This window comes from Streptomyces sp. LN549 (genome assembly GCF_043203805.1).
Classification (GTDB): Bacteria; Actinomycetota; Actinomycetes; order Streptomycetales; family Streptomycetaceae; genus Streptomyces.
Window position 1 is genome coordinate 6,262,326 of the sequence record NZ_JAZHRI010000002.1, and the last position, 22,921, is coordinate 6,285,246.

General features: G+C 69.5%; 20 protein-coding genes and 1 riboswitch. Of the genes, 10 read left to right on the top strand and 10 right to left on the bottom strand.

From position 1 onward, the window contains the following. Window positions 1–131 precede the first annotated feature (131 nt). Entirely contained in the window at window positions 132–1,367 is a 1,236-nt protein-coding gene (locus tag SH922_RS28295; RefSeq protein WP_393060753.1) for a nucleotide disphospho-sugar-binding domain-containing protein, read from the top strand. 35 nt (window positions 1,368–1,402) lie between these two features. Further along, window positions 1,403–2,779 carry an NDP-hexose 2,3-dehydratase family protein gene (locus SH922_RS28300; protein WP_393060755.1) on the top strand — a complete coding sequence of 459 codons (1,377 nt, stop codon included), beginning with the start codon at window positions 1,403–1,405 and terminating at the stop codon, window positions 2,777–2,779. A 420-nt stretch (window positions 2,780–3,199) separates the two neighbouring features. Here the strand turns inward: SH922_RS28300 and rfbD are convergent, their stop codons facing one another. The 4 genes from rfbD to SH922_RS28320 all read right to left on the bottom strand — a co-directional run bounded on the left by rfbD (window position 3,200) and on the right by SH922_RS28320 (window position 7,115). Further along, on the bottom strand, window positions 3,200–4,123 hold the full coding sequence (rfbD, locus tag SH922_RS28305; protein WP_393060757.1) for a dTDP-4-dehydrorhamnose reductase: 924 nt from the start codon (window positions 4,121–4,123) through the stop codon (window positions 3,200–3,202). Continuing rightward, the gene (rfbB, locus tag SH922_RS28310; RefSeq protein WP_393060759.1) at window positions 4,120–5,106 is read right to left on the bottom strand and encodes a dTDP-glucose 4,6-dehydratase; all 987 of its coding nucleotides are present in this window, start codon (window positions 5,104–5,106) and stop codon (window positions 4,120–4,122) included. Before rfbB ends, rfbD begins: the two co-directional genes overlap by 4 nt. Beyond that, entirely contained in the window at window positions 5,103–6,170 is a 1,068-nt protein-coding gene (locus SH922_RS28315) for a glucose-1-phosphate thymidylyltransferase (RefSeq protein ID WP_393060761.1), read from the bottom strand. Before SH922_RS28315 ends, rfbB begins: the two co-directional genes overlap by 4 nt. A 384-nt stretch (window positions 6,171–6,554) precedes the next feature. After that, on the bottom strand, window positions 6,555–7,115 hold the full coding sequence (locus tag SH922_RS28320; RefSeq protein ID WP_393060763.1) for a hypothetical protein: 561 nt from the start codon (window positions 7,113–7,115) through the stop codon (window positions 6,555–6,557). 661 nt (window positions 7,116–7,776) lie between these two features. Between SH922_RS28320 and SH922_RS28325 the strand changes: the two genes are divergently transcribed. From SH922_RS28325 to SH922_RS28340, 4 genes are all read left to right on the top strand, one after another. Then, the gene (locus tag SH922_RS28325; protein WP_393060765.1) at window positions 7,777–7,980 is read left to right on the top strand and encodes a cold-shock protein; all 204 of its coding nucleotides are present in this window, start codon (window positions 7,777–7,779) and stop codon (window positions 7,978–7,980) included. Between the two features lie 327 nt (window positions 7,981–8,307). Beyond that, the gene (locus SH922_RS28330) at window positions 8,308–9,804 is read left to right on the top strand and encodes a DEAD/DEAH box helicase (protein ID WP_393060767.1); all 1,497 of its coding nucleotides are present in this window, start codon (window positions 8,308–8,310) and stop codon (window positions 9,802–9,804) included. A gap of 108 nt (window positions 9,805–9,912) precedes the next feature. After that, complete coding sequence (locus SH922_RS28335; protein WP_393060769.1) at window positions 9,913–10,317, top strand: hypothetical protein; 405 nt, start codon at window positions 9,913–9,915, stop codon at window positions 10,315–10,317. A 54-nt stretch (window positions 10,318–10,371) separates the two neighbouring features. Then, the gene (locus SH922_RS28340; protein ID WP_393060771.1) at window positions 10,372–10,683 is read left to right on the top strand and encodes an SCO5918 family protein; all 312 of its coding nucleotides are present in this window, start codon (window positions 10,372–10,374) and stop codon (window positions 10,681–10,683) included. A 108-nt stretch (window positions 10,684–10,791) separates the two neighbouring features. Here SH922_RS28340 and SH922_RS28345 read toward each other — a convergent pair whose 3' ends face one another. The 6 genes from SH922_RS28345 to gcvT all read right to left on the bottom strand — a co-directional run bounded on the left by SH922_RS28345 (window position 10,792) and on the right by gcvT (window position 18,548). Then, a complete protein-coding gene (locus SH922_RS28345) occupies window positions 10,792–11,151 on the bottom strand; it encodes a hypothetical protein (protein WP_393060773.1) in 360 nt (119 codons plus the stop codon). 278 nt (window positions 11,152–11,429) lie between these two features. Further along, a complete protein-coding gene (locus tag SH922_RS28350; RefSeq protein WP_393060775.1) occupies window positions 11,430–12,701 on the bottom strand; it encodes a PP2C family protein-serine/threonine phosphatase in 1,272 nt (423 codons plus the stop codon). A gap of 1,423 nt (window positions 12,702–14,124) precedes the next feature. Next, window positions 14,125–15,507, bottom strand: coding sequence for an L-serine ammonia-lyase (locus SH922_RS28355; RefSeq protein ID WP_393060777.1), 1,383 nt, complete (start codon window positions 15,505–15,507; stop codon window positions 14,125–14,127). Window positions 15,508–15,662: 155 nt separating this feature from the next. Beyond that, window positions 15,663–16,922 carry a serine hydroxymethyltransferase gene (glyA, locus tag SH922_RS28360; RefSeq protein WP_393060779.1) on the bottom strand — a complete coding sequence of 420 codons (1,260 nt, stop codon included), beginning with the start codon at window positions 16,920–16,922 and terminating at the stop codon, window positions 15,663–15,665. Window positions 16,923–16,941: 19 nt separating this feature from the next. Further along, entirely contained in the window at window positions 16,942–17,319 is a 378-nt protein-coding gene (gene gcvH / locus SH922_RS28365) for a glycine cleavage system protein GcvH (protein WP_393060781.1), read from the bottom strand. Between the two features lie 101 nt (window positions 17,320–17,420). Next, window positions 17,421–18,548 (bottom strand): glycine cleavage system aminomethyltransferase GcvT, encoded by a 1,128-nt coding sequence (gcvT, locus tag SH922_RS28370; protein WP_393060783.1) that lies wholly within the window; start codon window positions 18,546–18,548, stop codon window positions 17,421–17,423. Between the two features lie 141 nt (window positions 18,549–18,689). Further along, a riboswitch (glycine riboswitch) is annotated at window positions 18,690–18,783 on the bottom strand. Between the two features lie 169 nt (window positions 18,784–18,952). Between gcvT and SH922_RS28375 the strand changes: the two genes are divergently transcribed. The 4 genes from SH922_RS28375 to SH922_RS28390 all read left to right on the top strand — a co-directional run bounded on the left by SH922_RS28375 (window position 18,953) and on the right by SH922_RS28390 (window position 22,913). Further along, entirely contained in the window at window positions 18,953–19,639 is a 687-nt protein-coding gene (locus SH922_RS28375) for an AAA family ATPase (protein ID WP_393060785.1), read from the top strand. A gap of 102 nt (window positions 19,640–19,741) precedes the next feature. Beyond that, window positions 19,742–20,512 carry an enhanced serine sensitivity protein SseB gene (locus tag SH922_RS28380; protein WP_393063714.1) on the top strand — a complete coding sequence of 257 codons (771 nt, stop codon included), beginning with the start codon at window positions 19,742–19,744 and terminating at the stop codon, window positions 20,510–20,512. A gap of 175 nt (window positions 20,513–20,687) precedes the next feature. After that, complete coding sequence (locus SH922_RS28385) at window positions 20,688–21,494, top strand: enhanced serine sensitivity protein SseB C-terminal domain-containing protein (protein ID WP_393060787.1); 807 nt, start codon at window positions 20,688–20,690, stop codon at window positions 21,492–21,494. Window positions 21,495–21,914: 420 nt separating this feature from the next. Beyond that, a complete protein-coding gene (locus tag SH922_RS28390; RefSeq protein ID WP_393060789.1) occupies window positions 21,915–22,913 on the top strand; it encodes an ABC transporter permease in 999 nt (332 codons plus the stop codon). Window positions 22,914–22,921 lie beyond the last annotated feature (8 nt).

The window sequence follows — 22,921 nt, forward strand, 5'->3', positions numbered from 1 at the left end:
CCACGGCTGGCTGAGCTTCACTGGGGGCACACTCGAATAACGATGGTGAATTCCTGTACCCCGTATTGAGTGGTGAATTCACCTGGGTCGGGCCAGCCATTTATTGACGGCCCTGTGGCAGTATCCAGAATATGAAAATCCTCTTTCCTGCCGCACCCGGCTATGGGCTGCTGCTGCCGGTCGTGCCGCTGGTGTGGGCCGCACGGGCCGCCGGACACGAGGTCCTCCTCGCCACCACCGCCTATGTGACCGCAGCCGCGGCGGACTCCGGACTCCCGACCGTCAACGTCTTTCCGCACCGCGATGTCGGCGCGGACCTGCTGCTCGCACAGAGCGGCGAGACCCCTCCGCCGGACGCCGGGGAGCCGGACCGGCTGCCGCCGGGCTACTGGGAGGCGGCCCGTGAGATGAAGCCCTTCGACCTCTTCACGCTCGCCATGACCGAGGGCACCATCGAGGCGGGCCGCAGCTTCGGAGCCGACCTCGTGGTGTACCCCTCCGACCATGCGGCCGGCCTGCTGGCCGCGGCCGCGCTGGGGGTCCCGGCGCTGGAGGTCGGCAACCGCGTCTCATGGTCGATGCGCGACAAGGGCATCAAGGAGAGCGGTGCGCAGAACCACCGCACCGGCGTCATCGACGAGGACTCGCCGGTCATCGCCGGGCTGCGGGAACGGCTGGGTATCGGCGACCGCCGGCCCCGCCTGGTCGCGCGTATCGATCCGCGCCCCCCGAGCCTCGGCGGACTGGACCAGGACGAGCCCGACACAGAAGGCGGAACCCCTTGGTGGCCGATGCGCTACGTCCCCTACAACGGCGGCTCCGTCGTGCCCGAGTGGGTGCTGAACCGGAGTGAGCGGCCGAGGATCTGCCTGACCCTGGGCACGGTCATCCCGCTGCTCTCCGACGGCAGTGGACTCCTGCTGCTGATCAAGGCACTGAGTGAACTGGACGTCGAGATCGTCCTCGCCGACCACTCGACGGACTTCGAGGCGCTCGGTGAACTGCCCGACAACGTACGCCTGGCCGGGTACCTTCCGCTGTCGTCCTTCCTCGGCACCTGCTCACTGATCGTGCACCACGGCGGCTCGGGCACCACCGCCGCCGCGCTGCACAGCGGAACGCCGCAGCTGGTGCTGCCCGACGGCGCCGACCAGCCCCTGGTGGCGCAGCGGGTCGTCGACTGCAAGGCCGGCCTGTCCCTGCCGCTCGGCGAGGCCGACCCGGTCACCGTGCGGGAGATGGCCGACCGTCTGCTCACCGATCCCGCCTATGCCGAAGCGGCGGCGGCGGTGAGCGCGGAGATGGCGGCCCAGCCCAGCCCCGCGGCCGTGATCGACCGACTCATGCGGGAGCTGCAGCCCCGGTAGCGGCCCGGCTTTCGAACAGTACTTGGGAGCCCCAATTGTTTTCTGGAATAGCCGACTTCACCAGCTGGTTCACCGCCCGGTGCGAGGCGAACGAGTACCACGTGTCCCAGGTCCCGCTCGACCGGCTCGACGGCTGGCACGTCGAGCCGGGAACCGGGAACCTGGTGCACCGCAGCGGGCGCTTCTTCTCCGTCGAGGGCCTGGACGTCAGGCACTCGGGCCGTGAGGTCGACGCCTGGCAGCAACCCATCATCGTGCAGCCCGAATACGGGATCCTCGGGTGCCTCGTCAAGCAGTTCGACGGCGTCCCGCACTTCCTGCTGCAGGCCAAGATGGAGCCGGGCAACGTCAACCTCGTCCAGCTCTCGCCCACCGTGCAGGCGACGAAGAGCAACTACACACAGGTGCACGGCGGCAAGGCCGTTCCGTACCTGGAGTGGTTCGTCACCCCTCGCAGGGGACGGGTCCTGCACGACGCGCTCCAGTCCGAGCAGGCGTCCTGGTTCCTGGGCAAGCGCAACCGCAACATGATCGTCGAGGTGGAGGAGGACATCGACCTGCTCGACGACTTCTGCTGGCTCAGTGTCGCCCAGATCGGTGAACTGCTCGCGGTCGACAACCTGGTGAACATGGACACCCGGACCGTCCTCTCGGGTGCGGCCCCGTTCCGGCTGACCGGTTCCGAGCGCCGGGGAGACACGTTCCGCAACGCACTGGCCCGCTCCTGGCAGCCGGATTCGGGGAGCCATCGCGAAACCGCGGAGCTGCTGAGCTGGTTCACCGAGGCCAAGTGCCGGGCCACCCTGACCCGGGAGTGCATCCCGTTGTCGAAGGTGCACTCGTGGTCGCTGTCCGACGGCGTCATCACCCATGACGAGGGCAAGCACTTCAGTGTCGTCGGCGTCGACGTCGCCGCCAGCAACCGCGAGGTGGCCAGCTGGTCCCAGGTGATGCTCAAGCCCCGCAGCGAGGGTGTGATCGCCTTCGTGGCCAAACGCGTGGAGGGCGTGATGCACCTGCTGGTGCAGGCCCGGGTCGAGACGGGGGCCGGCGACGTGATCGAGATGGCGCCGACGGTCCACTGCCAGCCGGGCAACTACGGGTCGCCCCCCGGCGCCGGAAAGCCGCAGTTCCTGGACGAGGTCCTCACCGCACCGCCCGAGAACGTGCGCTTCGAGGCGATCCATTCCGAGGAGGGCGGCCGGTTCTACCACGCGCAGAACCGCTATCTCCTGGTCGAGGCGGACGACGGCTTCCCGGTCGACGTCCCGGACAACTACACCTGGATGACGTTGCGTCAGCTGATGGAGTTCGTGCGCTACGGCAACCACCTCAACGTGGAGGCCCGCAGCCTGCTGACCTTCCTGGGCTTCGCCGAACTGGACGCGCCGGCCCTGAGGAACGCCGCCTAAGGGCTGTCCTGCAATTCCTGGTGGATCAGCGCGCGGCGTCAGGTGCGGTGCATCGCAAGGCGGAGGGACGCCCGCATACTGGATGTATTCGGGCGTTCCGCCATCGCGGCGAGGTGCCGTAGCTGTCGTCGCGCGCCCGCCAGGAATTGCGGGACAGTCCTTCGGGCCTCTCGTCCGGATCACGCCGGGCATCCCCGCCCCTGGCCCCGACTCGTACGAGTCGGGGCCAGTCGTGCGGGCGGGGCGTTGAGCACTCCAGAACCGCGAAGCCCCGGCCGACGGCGGCCCCGGGATCCCGCCCCGTGCCGTACCCGACGCCGCCGGAAGCGCAGGCCGGCGCACCGGCCGGGCGAACGCCTCCGAGCCCGGTCCAGGAGGACCGGGCTCGGAGCATGGGGAAGGACGGGCAGAGGCCGGCCGTCAGGCCGAGCGCAGGGGCCGGCTGTCCGCGCCGCCGGCCCGGCCGCCGCCGGCCGCTCGGCGCACCTCGGGCAGCGCTTCGGCCAGCGCGTCCCGCCAGGGCCTGATCGGTTCGATCCCCGCCGTGCGCCACCGGCCGTGGCTCAGCACGCTGTACGCGGGCCGGGGCGCGGGCCGCGGGAAGACATCGGTGGAGGTGGGGCGTATGCGCTCGGGATCCGCGCCGAGAAGGGTGAAGATCTGCCGGGCGTACTCGAACCAGGTCGTCTCTCCCGTACTGGTGCCGTGATACACCCCGGGCGGGGCGGTCCCGTCGAGCGCACCGCGTCCGAGGGCGACCAGCCGGTCGGCGAGGTCCCTCGTCCAGGTGGGCTGCCCCCGCTGGTCGTCGACCACGTCGAGGGTGTCCCGCGTCTGCTCCAGGCGGATCATCGACCGTACGAAACTGGGCCCGTTCGCCCCGTACAGCCAGCCGGTCCGCACCACGTAGCCGGCGTCCGGCAGGTTCTCCAGCACACCCTGCTCGCCCGCCAGCTTGGTGCGCCCGTACACACTCCGGGGCGCGGTGGGCGCGTCCTCCCGGTACGGTGCTCCGGCGTCGCCCGCGAAGACGTAGTCCGTGGAGACCTGGATCAGTACGGCGCCCGTCGCGGCACACGCCTCGGCTACCCGGCGCGCGCCCGTGCCGTTGACGGCGAGAGCCGCTTCGGGCTGCGCCTCCGCGTCGTCGACCGCCGTCCAGGCCGCGCAGTTGACCACGACGGCCGGGCGGTGATCCCGGAGGAGGAACCGCACGGAGTCGGCTTCAGTGACGTCCAGGGCGGAGCGGCCCAGGCCGAAGGCGGGGACGCCGGCCGCCGCGAGCTGTCGCAGGACGTCACGGGCGAGCATCCCGCCCGCCCCCGTCACCAGCCACGGGTTCACAGCGCGGCCCGCTCCTTCAGCGGCTCCCACCAGTCGCGGTGGTCGCGGTACCACTGGACCGTCTCCGCCAGTCCTTCGCGGAAGTCCACCCGCGGCGCGTAGCCCAGCTCGTCGCGGATCTTCGAGCAGTCGACCGAGTACCGGCGGTCGTGGCCCTTGCGGTCCTCGACATGGACGACGCTGGAGTCCCAGTCGGCGCCGCACGCGGCGAGGAGCATCACCGCCAGCTCCTTGTTGGAGAGTTCGGTGCCGCCGCCGATGTTGTAGACCTCGCCGGCACGCCCCCGGGTGCGTACGAGTTCGATGCCCTGGACGTGGTCGTCGACGTGCAGCCAGTCCCGGACGTTGCCGCCGTCGCCGTACAGCGGGATCTTCCCGCCGTCCAGCAGTTCCGTGACGACGAGCGGGATGAACTTCTCGGGGAAGTGGTGGGGGCCGTAGTTGTTGGAGCAGCGGGTCACCCGCACGTCCAGGCCGTGCGTCCGGTGGTAGGACAGCGCGATGAGGTCGCTGGACGCCTTCGCCGACGCATAGGGGGAGTTGGGCCGCAGCGGGTCCGTCTCCGGCCAGGAGCCCTCGTCGATCGACCCGTACACCTCGTCCGTGGAGATGTGCACGAACGTCTCGACGCCGGCCCGGCGGGCGGCGTCCACCAGGGTGTGCGTGCCCAGCACGTTGGTCCGTACGAACTCGGCTCCTCCGTCGATCGACCGGTCCACGTGCGACTCCGCCGCGAAGTGCACCACCTGGTCGTGTCCGGCCATCAGCCGTGCGACGACCTCGCCGTCGCAGATGTCGCCCTGCACGAACGTGAAACCGGGATGCGCGCGTACGGCATCCAGGTTGGCGGGATTCCCCGCGTAGGTGAGTCGGTCCAGTACCGTCACGGACACATCGCCGGGCCCCTTCGGGCCCAGCAGTGTCCGGACGTAGTGGGAACCGATGAAGCCGGCACCGCCGGTGACCAGTACACGCTTCGTCATGACGAGATCTGCACCTTGCTGTGGTCACCGAGCACGAACCGGTGGGCGGACGGGTTGCGGGGGGCCGGGGTCACCTGCACGTCGCGGCCGATGAGGGAGGCCTCGACACGGCGCACACCGGTCAGTGCGGAGTTCTGCAGGATGATCGTGTACTCGACCTCGCTGTCCGCGATGTGGCAGCCCTCGGAGATGGAGGTGAACGGCCCGACGTACGAGTCGGTGATCACGGCGTCGGCTCCGATGATGGCGGGTCCGACGACCCTGCTGCCGGTGATCCGGGCGCCCTTCTCGATCCGCACCCGGCCGATGATCTCGCTGTCGGCGTCGACCGTGCCCAGCACGTCGGGGACGACGGTCTCCAGCACCGAGCGGTTGACCTCCAGCATGTCGGTGACGTTGCCGGTGTCCTTCCAGTACCCCGAGATCGTGGTCGACCGCACGTCCCGGCCCTCGTCGATCAGCCACTGGATCGCGTGGGTGATCTCCAGTTCGCCACGCCACGACGGCTTGATGGCCAGAACGGCGTCGTGGATGGCCGGGGTGAACAGGTAGACGCCCACCAGGGCGAGATCGCTCTTGGGGTGTTCGGGCTTCTCCACCAGTGCGGACACCCGGCCCTCCGCGTCCAGTTCCGCCACTCCGAAGGCCGACGGGTCGAGCACGGGGGTCAGCAGGATGTGCGCGTCGGGGCGCTCGGTGCGGAAGCTGTCCACCAGTTCGGTGACGCCGCCGACGATGAAGTTGTCGCCGAGGTACATCACGAAGTCGTCGTCGCCCAGGAACTCACGGGCCACGCGTACTGCGTGCGCCAGCCCCAGCGGCGCGTCCTGGCGGATGTAGGTGACCTCGAGTCCGAACGCGGAACCGTCCCCCACGGCCTTGCGGATCTCGTCGGCGGTGTCCCCGACGACGACGCCGACCTCGGTGATGCCGGCATCGGCGATCGCCTCGAGACCGTAGAAGAGGACGGGCTTGTTGGCCACAGGAACCAACTGTTTCGCCGAAGTATGGGTGATCGGTCGAAGTCGGGTCCCAGCCCCGCCCGACAGCACGAGTGCCTTCACGTAGCCAGCCTCCACAGCAGATGACTCCAGTCTCTTTCCGCTCGTAGCGTGGAGGCCGGAGCTGCAGGGAAGGTGGAGCCGCGGTGGAGAGCCGCCGTCCCGGAACGCGGAGGGACGTCCGCACCCACCCCCGGGGACTGGGTGCCGGACAAGCGCTTCATCGCGGCGTACCGCCATGCTTCGGCGCCTCGTTCACGACCCCGTTGGACGTGCCCGAACCGAGTTGTGGGCCGCTCCCGGCTGAAGGCTGTCCACCGCGAGCACGCCATGCAGGGCCCCGTGCCCGTGCACCCGGCCGAGCCGCCCGGGTGGGTGCCGGTGCGGCTCGGTCACGGCGTCACCCCGAACGCGGGCGGCGGCCCAGCAGCTCGGGGCGGCCTGCCTTCAGACGTTCGTCCAGGCTTCGAGGAAGGCCTTTCGTCCAGCGGGATCGTCCGACCTGCCGTCGGCGTGCAGGACGCGCCAGGCAGTGAGTTCGAGATCGCGGAGCCACAGTTCTCCAATGACCTGTGTCTTGAGCTCGGGGAGGTGGTCGGACTCGGCGAGGGCCTGGCCGATCACCTCCCCGGCTGCGACACGCTGGGGCGGGGTCATCTCGTCGACGGCCGAGAGGATCTGCCGGGCCAGGGCGGCTCCTTCGCCTGTCAGCGACTGCAGTACGTCAGCCTTGATGGTGGCCGGTAGCAGGTAGGCGGTGCCCGAAGACCTCCACAGGTCCGACCAGAAGCGTTCTCCTGCCTCGGCGGGGGCAGGGAGCGCGGCCAGTAGTCCGAGGAGGTGGCCGATGGCCGCGTATCCACCGGAATGGGCAGCCGCGACGACTGCGATACCTGCGACGCGCTCCACGTCGAGCCGGCCGGCATCGCGGTCCGAAGCCGGGCCCAACTGCTGTTCCAGCTGGTCGGTGAGGGAGGCGGACACGTGGGGGCGAACCTCAGGAAGCATCGGCGGTCCTTGCGGGTTGGCGAGCGGAGATGCTCGTTCGGAAGCCCTGATCGTTCCCCACGACCAGCTGATCTACTCGGCTTCGGAAGGCCCAAATGGCGTCGGGACCAAGGGGCCGGCGCCCACATGGCGGCGAGAGGGCCCGCGTTGGCGGCATGGGCTTTCGAGCAGACCCCTCGATGTGTGACGTCGCCCCGGGCCGGAGGGGCTCACGGCCGCAAACGTCGGCGTCACCTGGGTTGCCCGGCAGCAGGGGCGCCACCCTGATCCCGCGTCGTGACCGATGTATGCACCGATGTACGGACGTTCAGTCGATTGGTCGTTGTCTTCGAGCGTGAAGGGTGGTCGTTCTTCCTGTGACGCCGTGCTCCGGGTGGACCAATATCTACGGTCGCGATATGAGGGTTCAACGCGCCGCGCTGGGAGTGTTTTTACCGCTGTGAAGAGAGTGGAATTATTCACCGTACGTGGACCATTACGGCATGCTACTGTCGATCTCAGTTGCAGTTGTGGTTCCCAAAACTTCAAGCTTCTTCGTCGGTGTTTCGGCCAGGGAAAGCTTCATTGTATTTCCGGTTTCCTCCGGGTGGGGCATCATCGCGGCGACGCGGCATCCGTGCATCACGGATCCCGACGTACTGCCCCCCCAAGGAGACATGACATGGCGTCAGGCACTGTGAAGTGGTTCAGCGCAGCCAAGGGTTTCGGCTTCATCGAGCAGGACGGTGGCGGCGCTGACGTGTTCGCCCACTTCTCGAACATCGCCGCCCAGGGTTTCCGTGAGCTGCTCGAGGGTCAGAAGGTCACCTTCGACATCGCACCGGGCCAGAAGGGCCCGACGGCCGAGAACATCGTCCCCGCCTGACGCTGACGTGCACTTCGTGGCTGGGGCCCCCACCCCTCGGGGTGTGAGCCCCGGGTACGGGCATTCCCTGCAGTGGTGTCACCTGCAGGGCAACCCCCTCCCGTGGAGTCTTCTCCGCAGGTGACTGCTCCTTCGCAGCTGCACCCCGGCGCCGTCCTGGATTCCTCGGCCACGTGACGTCACCCCTTTCATGGGCTGTGCCCCGCTCCGGGGGCAACCGCAGGCCCGATCTATTTCGCATTCTCTTCGGCCCGTTCTTGTGATTCCCTGCGCTGCTGTTCCGCTGCGGGAATTCCTTGATACGTGCCGTATCAAGGAAGGTTCTGAATGAATCCCACACGTACGAACAACCGATCCTCCCGCAGCCGCAACGCCGACTCCGGCGCGGGTTCAGGCCGCGGCAGCCGCTCCGGCTCGTTTGCCCCGAGGGGTTCCGGCGGCCAGGGCCGTCCGGGTGGTCCGGGCCGCCGGCCCGCCGCGGTCCAGGGCGAGTTCGCCCTGCCGGTCACGGTCACTCCCGCGCTGCCCGCGGTCGAGACGTTCGCCGACCTCGACATGCCCGCCCCACTGAAGGACGCGCTGACCGCACAGGGTGTGAGCGTTCCGTTCCCGATCCAGGGGGCGACCCTGCCCAACACCCTCGCGGGCCGCGACGCCCTGGGACGCGGGCGAACCGGCTCCGGCAAGACTCTCGCCTTCGGCCTGGCTCTGCTGGCCCGCACCGCCGGTCAGCGCGCCGAGCCCCGCCAGCCCCTGGCCCTGGTCCTCGTGCCGACGCGTGAGCTGGCACAACAGGTGACCGACGCCCTGGCCCCCTACGCCCGCTCGGTGCGGCTGCGCCTTGCCACCGTCGTCGGCGGAATGTCGATCGGGAGGCAGGCCAACGCGCTGCGTGGCGGTGCCGAGGTCGTCGTTGCGACGCCGGGCCGGCTCAAGGACCTCATCGACCGCGGTGACTGCCGACTCGACCAGGTCGCGATCACCGTCCTGGACGAGGCCGACCAGATGGCCGACATGGGCTTCATGCCCCAGGTCACCGCGCTCCTCGACCAGGTCCGCCCCGAGGGCCAGCGGATGCTGTTCTCCGCCACCCTCGACCGCAACGTCGACCGCCTGGTCCGACGCTACCTCGCCGACCCGGTCGTCCATTCCGTTGATCCGTCCGCAGGCGCGGTCACCACGATGGAGCACCACGTCCTGCACGTCCACGGCGCCGACAAGCACCGGACGACGACCGAGATCGCGGCGCGCGAGGGCCGGGTGATCATGTTCCTGGACACCAAGCGGGCCGTGGACAAGCTCACCGACCACCTGCTGGCCAGCGGTGTCCGGGCCGCTTCCCTGCACGGCGGGAAGTCGCAGCCGCAGCGCACCCGGACCCTGGCCCAGTTCAAGACCGGGCACGTCACCGTGCTCGTGGCCACGAACGTCGCCGCACGCGGCATTCACGTCGACAACCTCGACCTCGTCGTCAACGTCGACCCGCCGACCGACCACAAGGACTACCTCCACCGCGGCGGCCGTACCGCGCGGGCAGGGGAGTCCGGCAGCGTCGTCACCCTCGTCACCCCCAACCAGCGCCGCGACATGACCCGCCTCATGACCGCCGCCGGCATCGTGCCCCAGACCACCCAGGTCCGCTCCGGCGAAGAGGCACTCGGCCGCATCACCGGAGCCCAGACCCCCTCCGGTATTCCCGTGACGATCACCGCGCCGGTAGTCGCGCGTCGTCAGCGCGGCGCGTCCTCACGCGGACGGCGCAGCCCCGCCTCGGCTGCACGGCGCGTGACCGCGCAGCAGTCCTCCTTCGATGCGGCGGCCTAGGGCCTCTCGTCTGGATCATGCCGGGCTCCCTGATCCGGCCGGATCCAAACGAAAGACCCTGGAACTCTCGTGATCAGGAAACTGACCCACCTCTGCAGGAGACACACTTTGACGCTGGTTCAGATGCAATCCCGCTCGGCCAGTGCCACCATCGGGCACACGGCGGCGGCCATGGCCAAGGGCACGGGCGGACCTGAGGTCTGTGACGACATGACTGTCGAGGTCGCGCTGTCTGTCATGGCCAGTGCCCGCACCGGGCACCTGCTTGTCTGTGACCCCTACGGGCCGTGCACCCAACTGGTCACCTGGGCACAGCTCGCCGCGGTACGCGACAGCCCCGACTACACCGACCGGGTTCAGCTGCGCGACATCCTCGGCGACCACAGGCCGCCCACCCCGCCCGTGACCACGATGCCCCGAGCTGAGCACGCAACGCGCGGCGGCTTGCTCTATGCGCTGCCGGCCGCCGACGCACAGGGCAGCACTCCGCGCATCCTTGCCCTTGCCGGCTGAACTGCCTCACCGCGGCACGACCATCTCCCCTCCGCCCTCTCCTTGTGAGGCATCATGCGCTGTGTCATCGCCCGTTTCCCGTTCGACCTCACCAGGAGCGGCGTCCTGGAAGCGATGAACGGCATCAAGCCCGAGCAGGTTTCCGGCGAGTCCGTGATCATCGGCCGACGCACCTACCCCGTCAAACAGGTCGGACAGGTCGTCACACGCCAGGACCGCCGCGACTTCAGCGCCGGCGAGGTCCTTCGGGCCATGGCCCAGCTCGGCTTCACCTGCCGCGACCTCCCCCAGGCCTCCGCCCCCAGCCGCGTTCTCGACCCGTTGACACGCGCGTCCGCGATGCTCGGCGGCTCTGTGGCCGCCTGACCGGCGGGCAGCGGCCACAGAGCCGCCGGCAAGCAGCGGTGAGGGTCCGACCGGGGTGCGCCGGTCGGACCCTCACCGTGTGCCGGGGGCTGTCCGGACGGCAGTGGGTCAGCGGTCGGAGTAGCTGAAGTTGCCCATGGTCCAGGCACTGACGTCTTCGATCGCCACCCGGTACATCCCGCCTGTCTCCGGGATTCCCACCGTGCCCTGCAGAATCCGAGCCACATGGAAGTGCAGATGTGTGGGCGGTCCTTCCTGGGGTGCCGCGGTGGCGAACATGGCAGAAAAGTCGCTCAGGCGGGCCGAGTCCGCCAGGACCTCCGACACCCGTTGCCTCCAGACAGCTTCGGGAGCCAGCCGGCCAGTGATGACAGCACCACCGGCAACCACGGTCAACGACATCTGATTGCTGTGCCCGGATTCCACCAGGGCGACAACGTCAACAAGCAGCGCGTCAGGCTTCGTCATGGGGCCGATCATATTCGTCGACCATCGGGCTGCTTCTGTGCGGTGCCGGTTTCGGCTAAGAGGGTGCTGAGGTCCTGACGCCGAAGGCGCCGGGGGCTTGTGGGCGGCACCCAGGATTCCCCCGCATGCGGCCGGCTGGGTTCCCACCCTCAAGGACACCTCAGCGATGCCAGTCCGGCAGCAGGGCCGAAGGGGAGCAAGTCGGCATGCCCCCGCGTCGTGTCGGTCCTCGGGCTCGACGTGCACTCCGGTCCTGGGATGAACGTGGCCGGGCAACTTCACGTTCGGGAGTCCGCGGGCCCTGGGGGTGCGGTGTGCTGCCCGGCCGCGGGGGAGGCGTCGGTGACGTCAGCGCCGTGGTCGGCGTCGCGGCGGGTTGACTCGGTGCCGTACCAGTCCAGGCACATCACGGTGGCGTCGTCGTGAAGGAGGCCGTCATGGGCACGGACGACGTGCTCGACCAGGACGCGAGCGGCCTCCCGCGGGTGCAGGTCCTGAGTGCTCTCGATGAGGCCGGGCAGATCGAGGTTCGCGGCGCTGCGCTCCTGCATTCCGTCGGTGAGCATGATCAGCCGGTCCCCTTCCTGCAGGTCCAGGTGCTGGACCGTGTAGGTGTGCGGGGCCAGGAAACCGAAGGGCATGTCGATGGCCGGCGCGATCTCCTCGACTTTCCCGGCGCGCAGGCGCAGGGGCCAGGGGTGGCCGGCGTTGATGAACTCGGTTTGACCGTCTTGCAGGCTGATCCGCAGCAGTTGTCCGGTGGCGTAGCGGCCGCCGCTGTGCTCGGCCACGGCCTGGTCGGCGGTCCGTGCTTGTTCGGCGAGGTCGGCTCCCTGCCTGCGGGCGCGGCGCAGTGCGCCGACAAGCAGGGTGGCCAGGAGGGCGGCGTCGACGTCGTGGCCCATGGCGTCGGTGACGGACAGTTGGACGTGGTCGCGGTCTATGACGTAGTCGAAGGTGTCGCCGCCGACGTGCTCGGCCGGCTCCAAGGCCCCGGCGACCGCGAACTGGGCGGCCTCGCAGGCCAGGGAGGTCGGCAACAGCTGGTACTGGATCTCGGCGGCCAGGCTCAGCGGGGTGGTGCGGCGGCCCCACTGGTACAGGTCGGTGAAGGGCCGGTTCGCGATGACGATGTAGGACAGGGCGTGGGCGCTCCGGCTGATTTTCAGCAGGGTGTCCGGGCCGGGGTGGTGGGGCAGATGAAGCTCCAGCAGCCCGAGGGCGTCCCCGCGATTGGTGACCGGTGCGATCACCCGAGTCCAAGCACTGTCCCCTATGGACTCCACATGCGGTTGCTGGGCCCGTATCACCCTGTCGTAGACGGTGCCGGAGACGGCGATCGGATCTGCGGGACACTCCAGGTCGATGCCGTCCGCGGTGCCCAGGCGGACGACGGAGGCGCCGGTGAAGTCGGTGATCAGGAACGACACCGACCGGGCCCCGAGCTGTCTTCGCAAAGTCGCGGCGATGACGTCGACGGACTCCACCGGCGGCGCGGCCTCCGCAGCGGCCAGTGCCTCACCCAGTTCGTCCATTCCGCTGTCCCGCATGGAAGAGCCCTTCCCCCCTGGCGTGTCGCCCCAGTACGTGCCTGCGACACGTCTTGTCGGGCGAGTACGGAAAGGCAAGCTACCCCACTGCATGACACGGGCTCCCCCTTTCGGTCGCGCGACGTGCCGCCGTGAGCCCGACCTGTTCCCGCCACAGCGGTCGTACTTCCGAGGGGCGGCTGTGCACCGCCCGGCCGGAAGGACGCGCAGCCGCTGGGTCGTGTCTGCCGACTACCTGGGCGGGGACAGCACCGGCGGTGTCGTGCGCTTCGAGCGAGGCCCCCGCCCTGTCTGAGTTGTTGATCGGGCGTCTTCGGTATCGCCGACGACAGTGGAAAGCGTTCGTGCGTGCGCCGATCGCTTCGGGCTTTGGCTCTTCCGGCGTGCTCCTCGTGCTTCCAGGAAGGCCGCTCCCGTCACCCGTGCGACGCGACGGACTCGGGTATCCGGGCTGCTCGCGGGCTCGGCCTGCGGGGCCGCGGGGTTCCCGGCTGCGCGCCTGTGTGCTGCCTGGGCTCGATTATCTTCTCGCGGACCACATGGAAATCTATGGTGACTGGAGTAGACATTGGGTGGTGGTGTGGTTATGGTTTCTCTCGTAGCCCAGAGGACAGCAGGACCCGGCAGGGACGAACTGCCGGGCAGCGGTACTGCAATCGCAGGGTGTTGGACGGTTCGGTGGTGGAGCTTTCGAAGCCGGAGCAGTTGCTGGATGGCGACGGGACTGACCACCGGGCTGGGTGGCCCGCAGTGATCAGGGGCCGCCGCGAGCAGTTCACGCAGTGGCACCACACAGCGGCAGGACGAAAGAGCGGTACCTCGGTGAAGGCGTCTGCTGTGGGCGCACGCTCCGGGGGGTTCGGCAGTGGGGTTCCAAGCCAGAGCAGTCGCAGGACGGGCGACGGGGCTGGCTGCCGAAGCGGTGGCACTGTCAGTCCACCGAGCAGTACGCAGTGAAGTAGTGCCGGCAGTAGTGATTCAGAGGGTAAGAAGCGGAGGAGTCGGGCGCCATCAGGATCGCCCGGGCGGTAATTCTGGGCCCGGGTACCGCAGGACATCGTGAGTGAGGTGGTCTCCGGTCAAGCAACCGCGATCCCCGCAACCCCCGACCTCTCCCGGGTGGGAATGCGGAACAAGAAGGGCCGGCACAGCCGATCAGGGCCGGCCGATGGTGTAGCAGTTCCTTCGGGGCCCTGGTGCCAATGGCACCAGGGCCCCTCCGATGTGTCCCGCCAACCCCGCCGCCCGCCCCCGTCGTGAGGTGCGAGTGGCGGCAGACGATTCGTACAGCCGTCTTGACGACAATGACCACCCGGTCAAATTCTGGGCGGCCTCGATATTTTCCACGGATTCTCCGCCGCGTGGGCAGGGAAGGCCCTGACAAGCACCAAAGGTAGAAACGCGCTGGTCAGGGCCTGGAACCTCAGCACTCGATGATGTTCACCGCGAGCCCGCCCCGCGCCGTCTCCTTGTACTTGACGCTCATGTCGGCGCCCGTCTCCTTCATGGTCTTGATGACCTTGTCGAGGGAGACCTTGTGGATGCCGTCGCCGCGCAGTGCCATCTTCGCGGCGGTGACTGCCTTCACCGCCGCCATGCCGTTGCGCTCGATGCACGGGATCTGGACGAGCCCGCCGACCGGGTCGCAGGTCAGGCCGAGGTTGTGCTCCATGCCGATCTCGGCGGCGTTCTCGACCTGCTCGGGGGTGCCGCCCAGAACCTCGGCGAGGGCGCCCGCGGCCATGGAGCAGGCGGAGCCGACCTCGCCCTGGCAGCCGACCTCGGCGCCGGAGATGGAGGCGTTCTCCTTGAACAGCATGCCGATGGCGCCGGCCGCCAGCAGGAAGCGGACGATGCTGTCGTCCTTCTCCGCCTCGGTGGCGCCGCCGGCCGCGAAGTTCATGTAGTAGTGCAGCACCGCCGGGATGATGCCGGCCGCACCGTTGGTCGGGGCGGTGACGACGCGGCCGCCCGCGGCGTTCTCCTCGTTGACCGCCATCGCGTAGAGGGTGATCCACTCCATCGCGTGGGTCTGCGGGTCGCCCTCGGCGCGCAGCTGGCGCGCGGTGTTCGCGGCGCGGCGGCGGACCTTGAGGCCGCCGGGCAGGATGCCCTCGCGGGACATGCCGCGGGAGACGCAGGCCTGCATGGCGCGCCAGATGTCCAGCAGGCCGGAGCGGATCTCGTCCTCGGTACGCCAGGCGCGTTCGTTCTCCAGCATCAGGGAGGAGATCGACAGACCGGTGTCGCGGGCGAGGCGCAGCAGCTCGTCGCCGGTGCGGAAGGGGTGCTTGAGGACCGTGTCGTCGAGGACGATCCGGTCCTCGCCGACGGCGTCCTCGTCGACGACGAAGCCGCCGCCGACGGAGTAGTACGTCTTCTCGAGGAGCAGGGTGCCCTCGTGGTCGTACGCGAAGACCGTCATGCCGTTGGCGTGGTACGGCAGCGCCTTGCGGCGGTGCAGGATCAGCTGCTTGTCGGCGTCGAAGGCGATCTCGTGCATGCCGAGGAGGTTGAGCCGGCCGGTGGTGCGGATCGTGTCGACCCGGTCGTCCGCCGTTTCGACGTCGACGGTACGGGGGGACTCGCCCTCCAGGCCGAGCAGCACGGCCTTGGGGGTGCCGTGGCCGTGGCCGGTTGCGCCGAGGGAGCCGAAGAGTTCGGCGCGTATCGAGACGGTGTGGGCCAGCAGGCCCTCGTTCTTCAGCCGGCGCGCGAACATACGGGCCGCGCGCATGGGGCCGACCGTATGGGAGCTGGACGGGCCGATGCCGATCGAGAACAGGTCGAAGACCGAGATGGCCACGGGGTGACTCCTAAGGGTTGGTAGACGCCTTTGTCTGCCGGGTGGTGCGGTACGGGCGGGGTGGGCCCGAAGAGCGGGGACAAGGGATGGGGCACCGCGCTCACTGTTCAGTGTGCGCGGTGCCCCTCCCCAACGTGCAAATACGCTGGTCCGGACTACTTCAGGCCGGGGTACAGCGGGAACTTCTCGGCGAGCGCGACGACGCGGGCCTTCAGGTCGTCCGCGTCGTAGGACGGCTTGAGAGCGGACGCGATGATCTCGGCGACCTCGGTGAAGTCCTCGGTCTGGAAACCGCGGGTGGCCAGGGCCGGCGTGCCGATCCGCAGACCCGAGGTGACCATCGGCGGCCGCGGGTCGTTGGGGATGGCGTTCCGGTTGACCGTGATGCCCAGCTCGTGCAGCCGGTCCTCGGCCTGCTGGCCGTCCAGCTCGGAGTTGCGCAGGTCCACCAGGACCAGGTGCACGTCCGTGCCGCCGGACAGGACGGAGACGCCGACCTCGGTGACGTCCGGCTGCACCAGACGCTCGGCGAGGATGCGGGCGCCGTCCAGGGTGCGCTGCTGGCGCTCCTTGAACTCCGCGGTCGCCGCCACCTTGAACGAGACCGCCTTGGCCGCGATGACGTGCTCCAGCGGACCGCCCTGCTGCCCCGGGAAGACCGCCGAGTTGATCTTCTTGGCGAGTTCCTGCGTCGACAGGATCACGCCACCGCGCGGACCGCCGAGGGTCTTGTGCGTGGTGGTCGTGACGACGTGGGCGTGCGGCACCGGGTTGGGGTGCAGACCCGCGGCGACCAGACCGGCGAAGTGCGCCATGTCGACCATCAGGTACGCGCCGACCTCGTCCGCGATGCGGCGGAAGGCGGCGAAGTCCAGCTGACGGGGGTAGGCGGACCAGCCGGCCACGATCAGCTTCGGCTTGGACTCCTTGGCGAGGCGCTCGACCTCGGCCATGTCCACGGTGCCCGTGTCGTCGACGTGGTACGGGACCACGTTGTAGAGCTTGCCGGAGAAGTTGATCTTCATGCCGTGGGTCAGGTGACCGCCGTGCGCCAGGTTCAGGCCCATGATCGTGTCGCCCGGCTTCAGCAGCGCGAACATCGCGGCGGCGTTGGCCTGCGCACCGGAGTGCGGCTGCACGTTCGCGGCCTCGGCGCCGAAGAGCGCCTTGATGCGGTCGATCGCGATCTGCTCGACCACGTCGACGTGCTCGCAGCCGCCGTAGTAGCGGCGGCCGGGGTAGCCCTCGGCGTACTTGTTGGTCAGGACGGAGCCCTGGGCCTCCATGACCGCGACCGGAGCGAAGTTCTCCGAGGCGATCATTTCGAGGGTGGACTGCTGACGGTGGAGCTCGGCGTCGACAGCGGCGGCGACGTCCGGGTCCAGCTCGTGGAGGGAGGAGTTGAGAAGCGACATCAGGTGGTCCCTTGGGGTCTCAGTTGCCGGAGAACTCGGTGTACTCGTCGGCGGAGAGCAGGTCCTTCGGCTCCTCCGCGACGCGTACCTTGAACAGCCAGCCGCCTTCGAACGGAGCGGAGTTCACCAGCGACGGGTCGTCCACGACGTCCTGGTTCGCGTCCGTGACCTCGCCGGTCACCGGCGAGTACAGGTCGCTGACCGACTTGGTCGACTCCAGCTCGCCGCAGGTCTCGCCCGCGGTCACCGTGTCACCGACCTCGGGGAGCTGGGCGTAGACGACGTCACCGAGCGCGTTGGCCGCGAACTCCGTGATGCCGATCGTGGCCACACCGTCCTCGACGGCCGACAGCCACTCGTGCTCCTTGCTGTACCGCAGCTGCTGGGGGTTGCTCATGACCTGAATTCTCCTGTACGCGGGGGAGTGCTGATGAACGATGGTCTTACGGTGTGAGACGGGACTGCGTCACTTGCGCAGTGCCGGATCCGCCTGCGGTTCTACTTCTGCCGCTTGTAGAACGGCAGCGCCACGACCTCGTAAGGCTCGTGGCTGCCCCGGATGTCCACCGCGACGCCCGCGGTGCCGGGCGTGGCGTGTGCGGCGTCGACGTACGCCATGGCGATCGGCTTGCCGAGTGTGGGCGAGGGCGCGCCCGAGGTGACCTCGCCGATGACCTGGGCGGCGGTCCCGCCGACGGCGACAACGGGGTACCCGGCGCGCGGCACCCGGCGGCCCTCTGCGACCAGACCGACGAGCTTGCGGGGCGGGGCGGTCTCGGCGCGCTCGGCGGCGGCCTCCAGGGCCTTGCGGCCGACGAAGTCGCCCTCCTTCTCGAACTTCACGACCCGGCCCAGACCGGCGTCGAACGGCGTCAGCGCCGTGGTCAGCTCGTGGCCGTACAGCGGCATGCCCGCCTCCAGGCGCAGCGTGTCGCGGCAGGAGAGCCCGCACGGGATGAGGCCGCGCGAGGCACCCGCCTCGGTGAGGGCCCGCCACAGCTGCTCGGCGTGCTCGGGTGCGACGAACAGCTCGAAGCCGTCCTCGCCGGTGTAGCCGGTACGGGCGATCAGCGCGGGGACTCCGGCGACCGTGCCGGGCAGCCCGGCGTAGTACTTCAGGCCGTCCAGGTCGGCGTCGGTGACGGCGGCGAGGATGGCGGGGGACTCGGGGCCCTGGACGGCGAGCAGCGCGTACGCGTCGCGGTCGTCGCGCACCTCGGCGTCGAAGCCCTCGGCGCGCGCGGTCAGGGCGTCCAGCACGATCTGCGCGTTGCCCGCGTTGGCGACGACCATGTACTCGGTCTCGCCCAGGCGGTAGACGATCAGGTCGTCCAGGATGCCGCCGTCCTCGGCGCAGATCATCGTGTAGCGGGCGCGGCCCACCGAGACGGTGCCGATGTTGCCGACGAGCGCGAAGTTCAGCAGGGCCACGGCCTCGGGGCCGGTGACGGTGATCTCGCCCATGTGCGAAAGGTCGAAGAGGCCGGCCTTCGTGCGCACGGCGTTGTGCTCGTCGCGCTCACTGGCGTACCTCAGGGGCATGTCCCAGCCCGCGAAGTCGGTCATGGTCGCACCCAGCGAACGGTGCAGGGCATCGAGGGCGGTGAGACGGGGGGCGGTGCTCATGGATAAGGCTCCCAGGGCATGACGACGAGGACGATCCCTCCCCATCTGTCATCGGAACCTGAGAGGTTCGCCGAGAGGCCCCGGAGGGGTTCGGCTTGCACCTTGGGTGGAGCCGCAGGGCGACTCGCTTTTCAGATCTGCCTCATCCACGCGGTACGGGGCCTGAGAGATTCAAGGGAGGATCTTGCTCCTTCGGCGCCCGGCACGGTGGCCGGGACTCTCCCGCGCGGATTCGAGCGGCCTATATGCAGTTGACGGGGTCATCATCGCACGCATTGCGGGAGAGTGGGGGGCCGGTACCGGTGCCGGTCTCCTGCGGGATCCGGCGGGTCGGACGGTTGTGCCGCATTACCTTTTCTTTACACTTCTTGGGCAGGTGTGGGTCAGCCGACAGGGGGAGGGCGATGACGACGCAGCGGTACGCGACGACCGCGGGGGTCGCGCACGGCGCACTGCCCGCGCAGCCGGGTGCGCCGGCCAGGGAGGTGGTGGGCCCGCACGCACCCGTCGTACGGGACCTGCGGGAGCGGGGCGGGCGCAGCCCTCGCAGCCTGCACTTCGCGGCGGGCGACGTGGTGGTGGTCTCCGGACTGCCCGGCAGCGGCAAATCGACCCTCATCGCACGGGCTGTCTCGGTGCACGCCGTCGACTCCCAGAACACCAGGGACCGCTGGGCGGACCTGGTGCCCCGCTTACTCCCGTACGCCCTCTACCGTCCGCTCGTCCGCGTCGCCCACTACTGGGGCCTGTGGCGGGTGCTGCGCTCCGGCGCATCCGTCGTCGTCCACGACTGCGGCACCCAGGCCTGGGTGCGCGGCTGGCTGGCCCGTGATGCCCGGCGCCGCGGCCGCATCCTGCACCTCGTGCTGCTCGACGTCACCCCGCAGACGGCGAGGGAGGGGCAGCGCGAGCGCGGCCGAGGGGTCTCCGGATACGCGTTCGCCCGGCACCGCCGGGCCGTGGGGCGGCTGCTGCGGGACACCGAGGCGGGCCTGCTGCCGCTCGGGTGTGCCTCGGCGGTGCTGCTGGACCGGGAGGCGGCGGGGCTGCTGACGCGGATCTCATTCGCAGATGCACAGAGTGAGGCCTGAGCGAGGGCTGTCCGATGACTGGACAGTACGGTGGGCCCGCCAGGGTCCCGGGGATGCGGCGTTAATCTCTTGCTGCACGACATGGGGCGCGAGAGGGAGACAGTGGACATTCCGGCACCGGCCCGGACCCATCCGCAGGGCGGATGGCCGGCCAATGAGCTCGAAGAAGTGCTGAGCGCCTCGCTCGGCAGCCCGGAGGCGGGCGGCCGGCTGGTGGAGGTGCTCGGTCGCAGCCACCTCTGGGTGCCCCTGCCCAGCGGCGGCTCTCCGGACGCGACCGACCTCGACCTGCCGACGCTGGACATCGAGGGCGCGCCGTACGTCCCCGTGTTCAGCTCCGAACAGCAGTTCCTCGCCTGCGTCGGCGCCCACATGTCGTTCACCGTGGCCCCCGCCCGCGAGTTCGCCCGGGGTCTGCCCCCGCAGCTCGGCATCGCGGTGAACCCGGGCGGCGCGGTCGGCATGCCGCTGCCCCCGCCCGCTGTCGCCGAGCTCTGCCGGGCCGGACGCACCGTGCTGGACGGACCCGCCAGCGGTGGCCGGGTCCGGCTGTACGAGCCGGACTGGCAGGAGGAGCCCGTCGACTTCCTCTCCGCCGCGGCCGGGGAGTTCGAGGCGAGCGGCGTCGTGCTCAGCGCCCGCCGCGCCCTGGCCAGCATCGAGGGCGGCGACCCCGTTCTCTTCGTCGGCATCGAGTTCTCCACCTGGGACGGAGCCGGGCGCAACGCCCCCATGGACGCCCTGGGCCGGGCGCTGGGGCGCGTCGAGGTGCCGTGGCCGGTCAACCTGGTGCTGCTCGACGTGGCCCAGGACCCGGTCGCCGACTGGATGCGGGCACGGGTGCGGCCCTTCTATCAGCGCCCCGCCGAGTAGCGGTACGGCAGAAGGACCGGCGCCGCGGGCTGACGGCTCCGGCCCGGGGAGTCAAGTCGGTGTCAGGGCCGCCGCATAAGCTGGTTTGATGGCTGGTGCCTCGGCACCGTGCCGCCCCCGAGAGCCCCGGGAGCGGCAGGCCGACACAGTGGATCGAAGAGGGGCGGGACCCAGGGTGAGTGCGTCAGGCACCGCGGCGGCCGGGCAGGTCGAGCACATGCTGCGCCAAGTGACCCCCGGGCGCTACGACGCGTACGAGGCACTCCTCCAGGCCCTGGCGGCCGACCGGATCTGGATGCTCCTCTGGCACGGCCGGGCCGGCTCGCCCGACGCCCAGTACGGCAACATGGAGATCGACGGCCTCGGCTACGCCCCCTGTGTCACCTCCGCCCAGGAGCTCTCCGCCAGCGGCTGGAACCGGGACCACGAGGTCGTGAGCGGCCGCGACATCGCCCGCGCCCTGTTCCCCGACCGCTGGGGCATCTGGCTGAACCCGCACGCGCCGGGCGGCGGTGTGGGCATCCCCTGGCTGGACCTGCGCCGGATCGCCACCGGCCTCGACCGGATGCCCGCCGGCCCGTTGCGAATCAGCGACCCCGCCATCGAGATCCCGCAGTTCTACGCCCAGCTCACGCAGAACGCCCACCACACCCCCGCGATCCGCTCGCTGCGCCGCGCCTGGGTGCAGCCCGCGCTCGGCGTCCCGTACCTCGCCATCGGACTGGATCTGTACGACACGAGCGGGCCGTCCGTGGACGCCGTGCGGTCGATGATGCAGCAGTCCATCGGCACGGTCCCGGAAGGGCTCCCGGTCTCCACGGTCGCGATGGCCGACGAGTACGACCCGGTCGCGATGTGGCTGCGCGCCAACTCCCGTCCGTTCTACGACCGCGAGCCGCACGCCCCGGCCGGCCGTGGCGCCGTCGTCGCTCCCGGTTACGGCTACCCCCAGGCCCCCGGCCCCGCCCCGCGCGCCTACTAGGCCCGCCCGGGCCCGGCCCCAGGAACGGACAAACGACTCCCCGGCGGACAAGACATCCGCCGCAGTCACCCAAATAACCACGCAATAACGCCTGTTGGGCGTCATGTCCGTTCTGGTGGATTAGCGGCCGAGTGGTCCGCTCACTCGATCAAGCTGTCCGGATAACGGAAGTTCACTGACCGCATCACGTTTGAGCAAACATTCCCCGCCAGGTCTGGCGGGTGATCACGACGGCATTGAAGACTCCCGGCTAGTGGGGATCGTCCGCCCTTTGTACGAGGTTGCACCGGCGGTCACTCCACAGACGCATTCATCGCATCGAACACATCAGTCGAGTCAAGCGCCTCGGCTGACACGCGCCAGGCCGTTACCGCGGCGAGTAGGGGCCGGCCACCGCCGGCGGGAGGGGTCAGAGGCACTGTGACCGCACCGATCGAGACCACCGGACCGGCTGCCCAGGCGCAGCCGGAGGCAGTACTCACGGGAGTGAAACAGAGCCAGATCGAGGGCCGTTCGCTCGGACGGATCGCCTGGACGCGCTTCAAGCGCGACAAGGTGGCAGTGGCCGGCGGCATCGTTGTCATCCTGCTGATCCTGCTCGCCGTGCTCTCCAAGCCGATTCAGGCCGTCTTCGGCCTGGACCCCAACGAGTTCCACCAGGACCTCATCGACCCGGCACTGCTCGCCCCCAAGGGCGACTGGGGCGGCATCAGCTGGAGCCACCCGCTCGGTGTCGAGCCGCAGTACGGCCGCGACATCATGACCCGCATCATCGAGGGCTCCTGGGTGTCCCTGGTCGTCGCGGTCGGAGCCACCCTGCTCTCCGTGGTGATCGGCGTCTTCTTCGGTGTGGTCTCCGGCTTCTACGGCGGCTGGGTGGACACCGTCATCAGCCGCATGATGGACACCTTCCTCGCGTTCCCGCTGCTGCTCTTCGCGATCTCCATCTCGGCGGCGCTGCAGGACGGCGCGTTCGGCCTGGAAGGGCTGCCACTGAGGATCGCGGTCCTGATCTTCGTGATCGGCTTCTTCAGCTGGCCCTACATGGGTCGCATCGTCCGCGCCCAGACCATGAGCCTGCGCAATCGTGAATTCGTCGAGGCGGCACGGTCGTTGGGTGCCCGTGGCCCCTTCATTCTCTTCCGGGAGCTGCTGCCCAACCTGGTGGCGCCCGTTCTCGTCTACTCCACGCTGCTCATCCCCTCGAACATCCTCTTCGAGGCGGGCCTCAGCTATCTCGGTGTCGGTATCGCGCCGCCGCAGTCCTCCTGGGGCGGGATGCTGACCAACGCGATCGACTTCTACGAGAACGACCCGATGTACATGATCGTGCCGGGCGTGGCCATTTTCGTCACGGTCCTGGCGTTCAACCTGCTGGGAGACGGGCTGCGTGATGCGCTCGACCCCCGTAGTAAGTAGTGCCCGGG

Bases quoted from the DNA above. Each gene is read 5' to 3' on its own strand.
- glyA (WP_393060779.1), bottom strand. From the start codon at position 16,922: ATGTCGCTTCTCAACTCCTCCCTCCACGAGCTGGACCCGGACGTCGCC.
- SH922_RS28330 (WP_393060767.1), top strand. From the start codon at position 8,308: ATGAATCCCACACGTACGAACAACCGATCCTCCCGCAGCCGCAACGCC.
- rfbB (WP_393060759.1), bottom strand. From the start codon at position 5,106: ATGACGAAGCGTGTACTGGTCACCGGCGGTGCCGGCTTCATCGGTTCC.
- SH922_RS28295 (WP_393060753.1), top strand. From the start codon at position 132: ATGAAAATCCTCTTTCCTGCCGCACCCGGCTATGGGCTGCTGCTGCCG.
- SH922_RS28340 (WP_393060771.1), top strand. From the start codon at position 10,372: ATGCGCTGTGTCATCGCCCGTTTCCCGTTCGACCTCACCAGGAGCGGC.
- gcvT (WP_393060783.1), bottom strand. From the start codon at position 18,548: ATGAGCACCGCCCCCCGTCTCACCGCCCTCGATGCCCTGCACCGTTCG.
- gcvH (WP_393060781.1), bottom strand. From the start codon at position 17,319: ATGAGCAACCCCCAGCAGCTGCGGTACAGCAAGGAGCACGAGTGGCTG.
- SH922_RS28345 (WP_393060773.1), bottom strand. From the start codon at position 11,151: ATGACGAAGCCTGACGCGCTGCTTGTTGACGTTGTCGCCCTGGTGGAA.
- SH922_RS28350 (WP_393060775.1), bottom strand. From the start codon at position 12,701: ATGCGGGACAGCGGAATGGACGAACTGGGTGAGGCACTGGCCGCTGCG.
- SH922_RS28375 (WP_393060785.1), top strand. From the start codon at position 18,953: ATGACGACGCAGCGGTACGCGACGACCGCGGGGGTCGCGCACGGCGCA.
- SH922_RS28325 (WP_393060765.1), top strand. From the start codon at position 7,777: ATGGCGTCAGGCACTGTGAAGTGGTTCAGCGCAGCCAAGGGTTTCGGC.
- SH922_RS28320 (WP_393060763.1), bottom strand. From the start codon at position 7,115: ATGCTTCCTGAGGTTCGCCCCCACGTGTCCGCCTCCCTCACCGACCAG.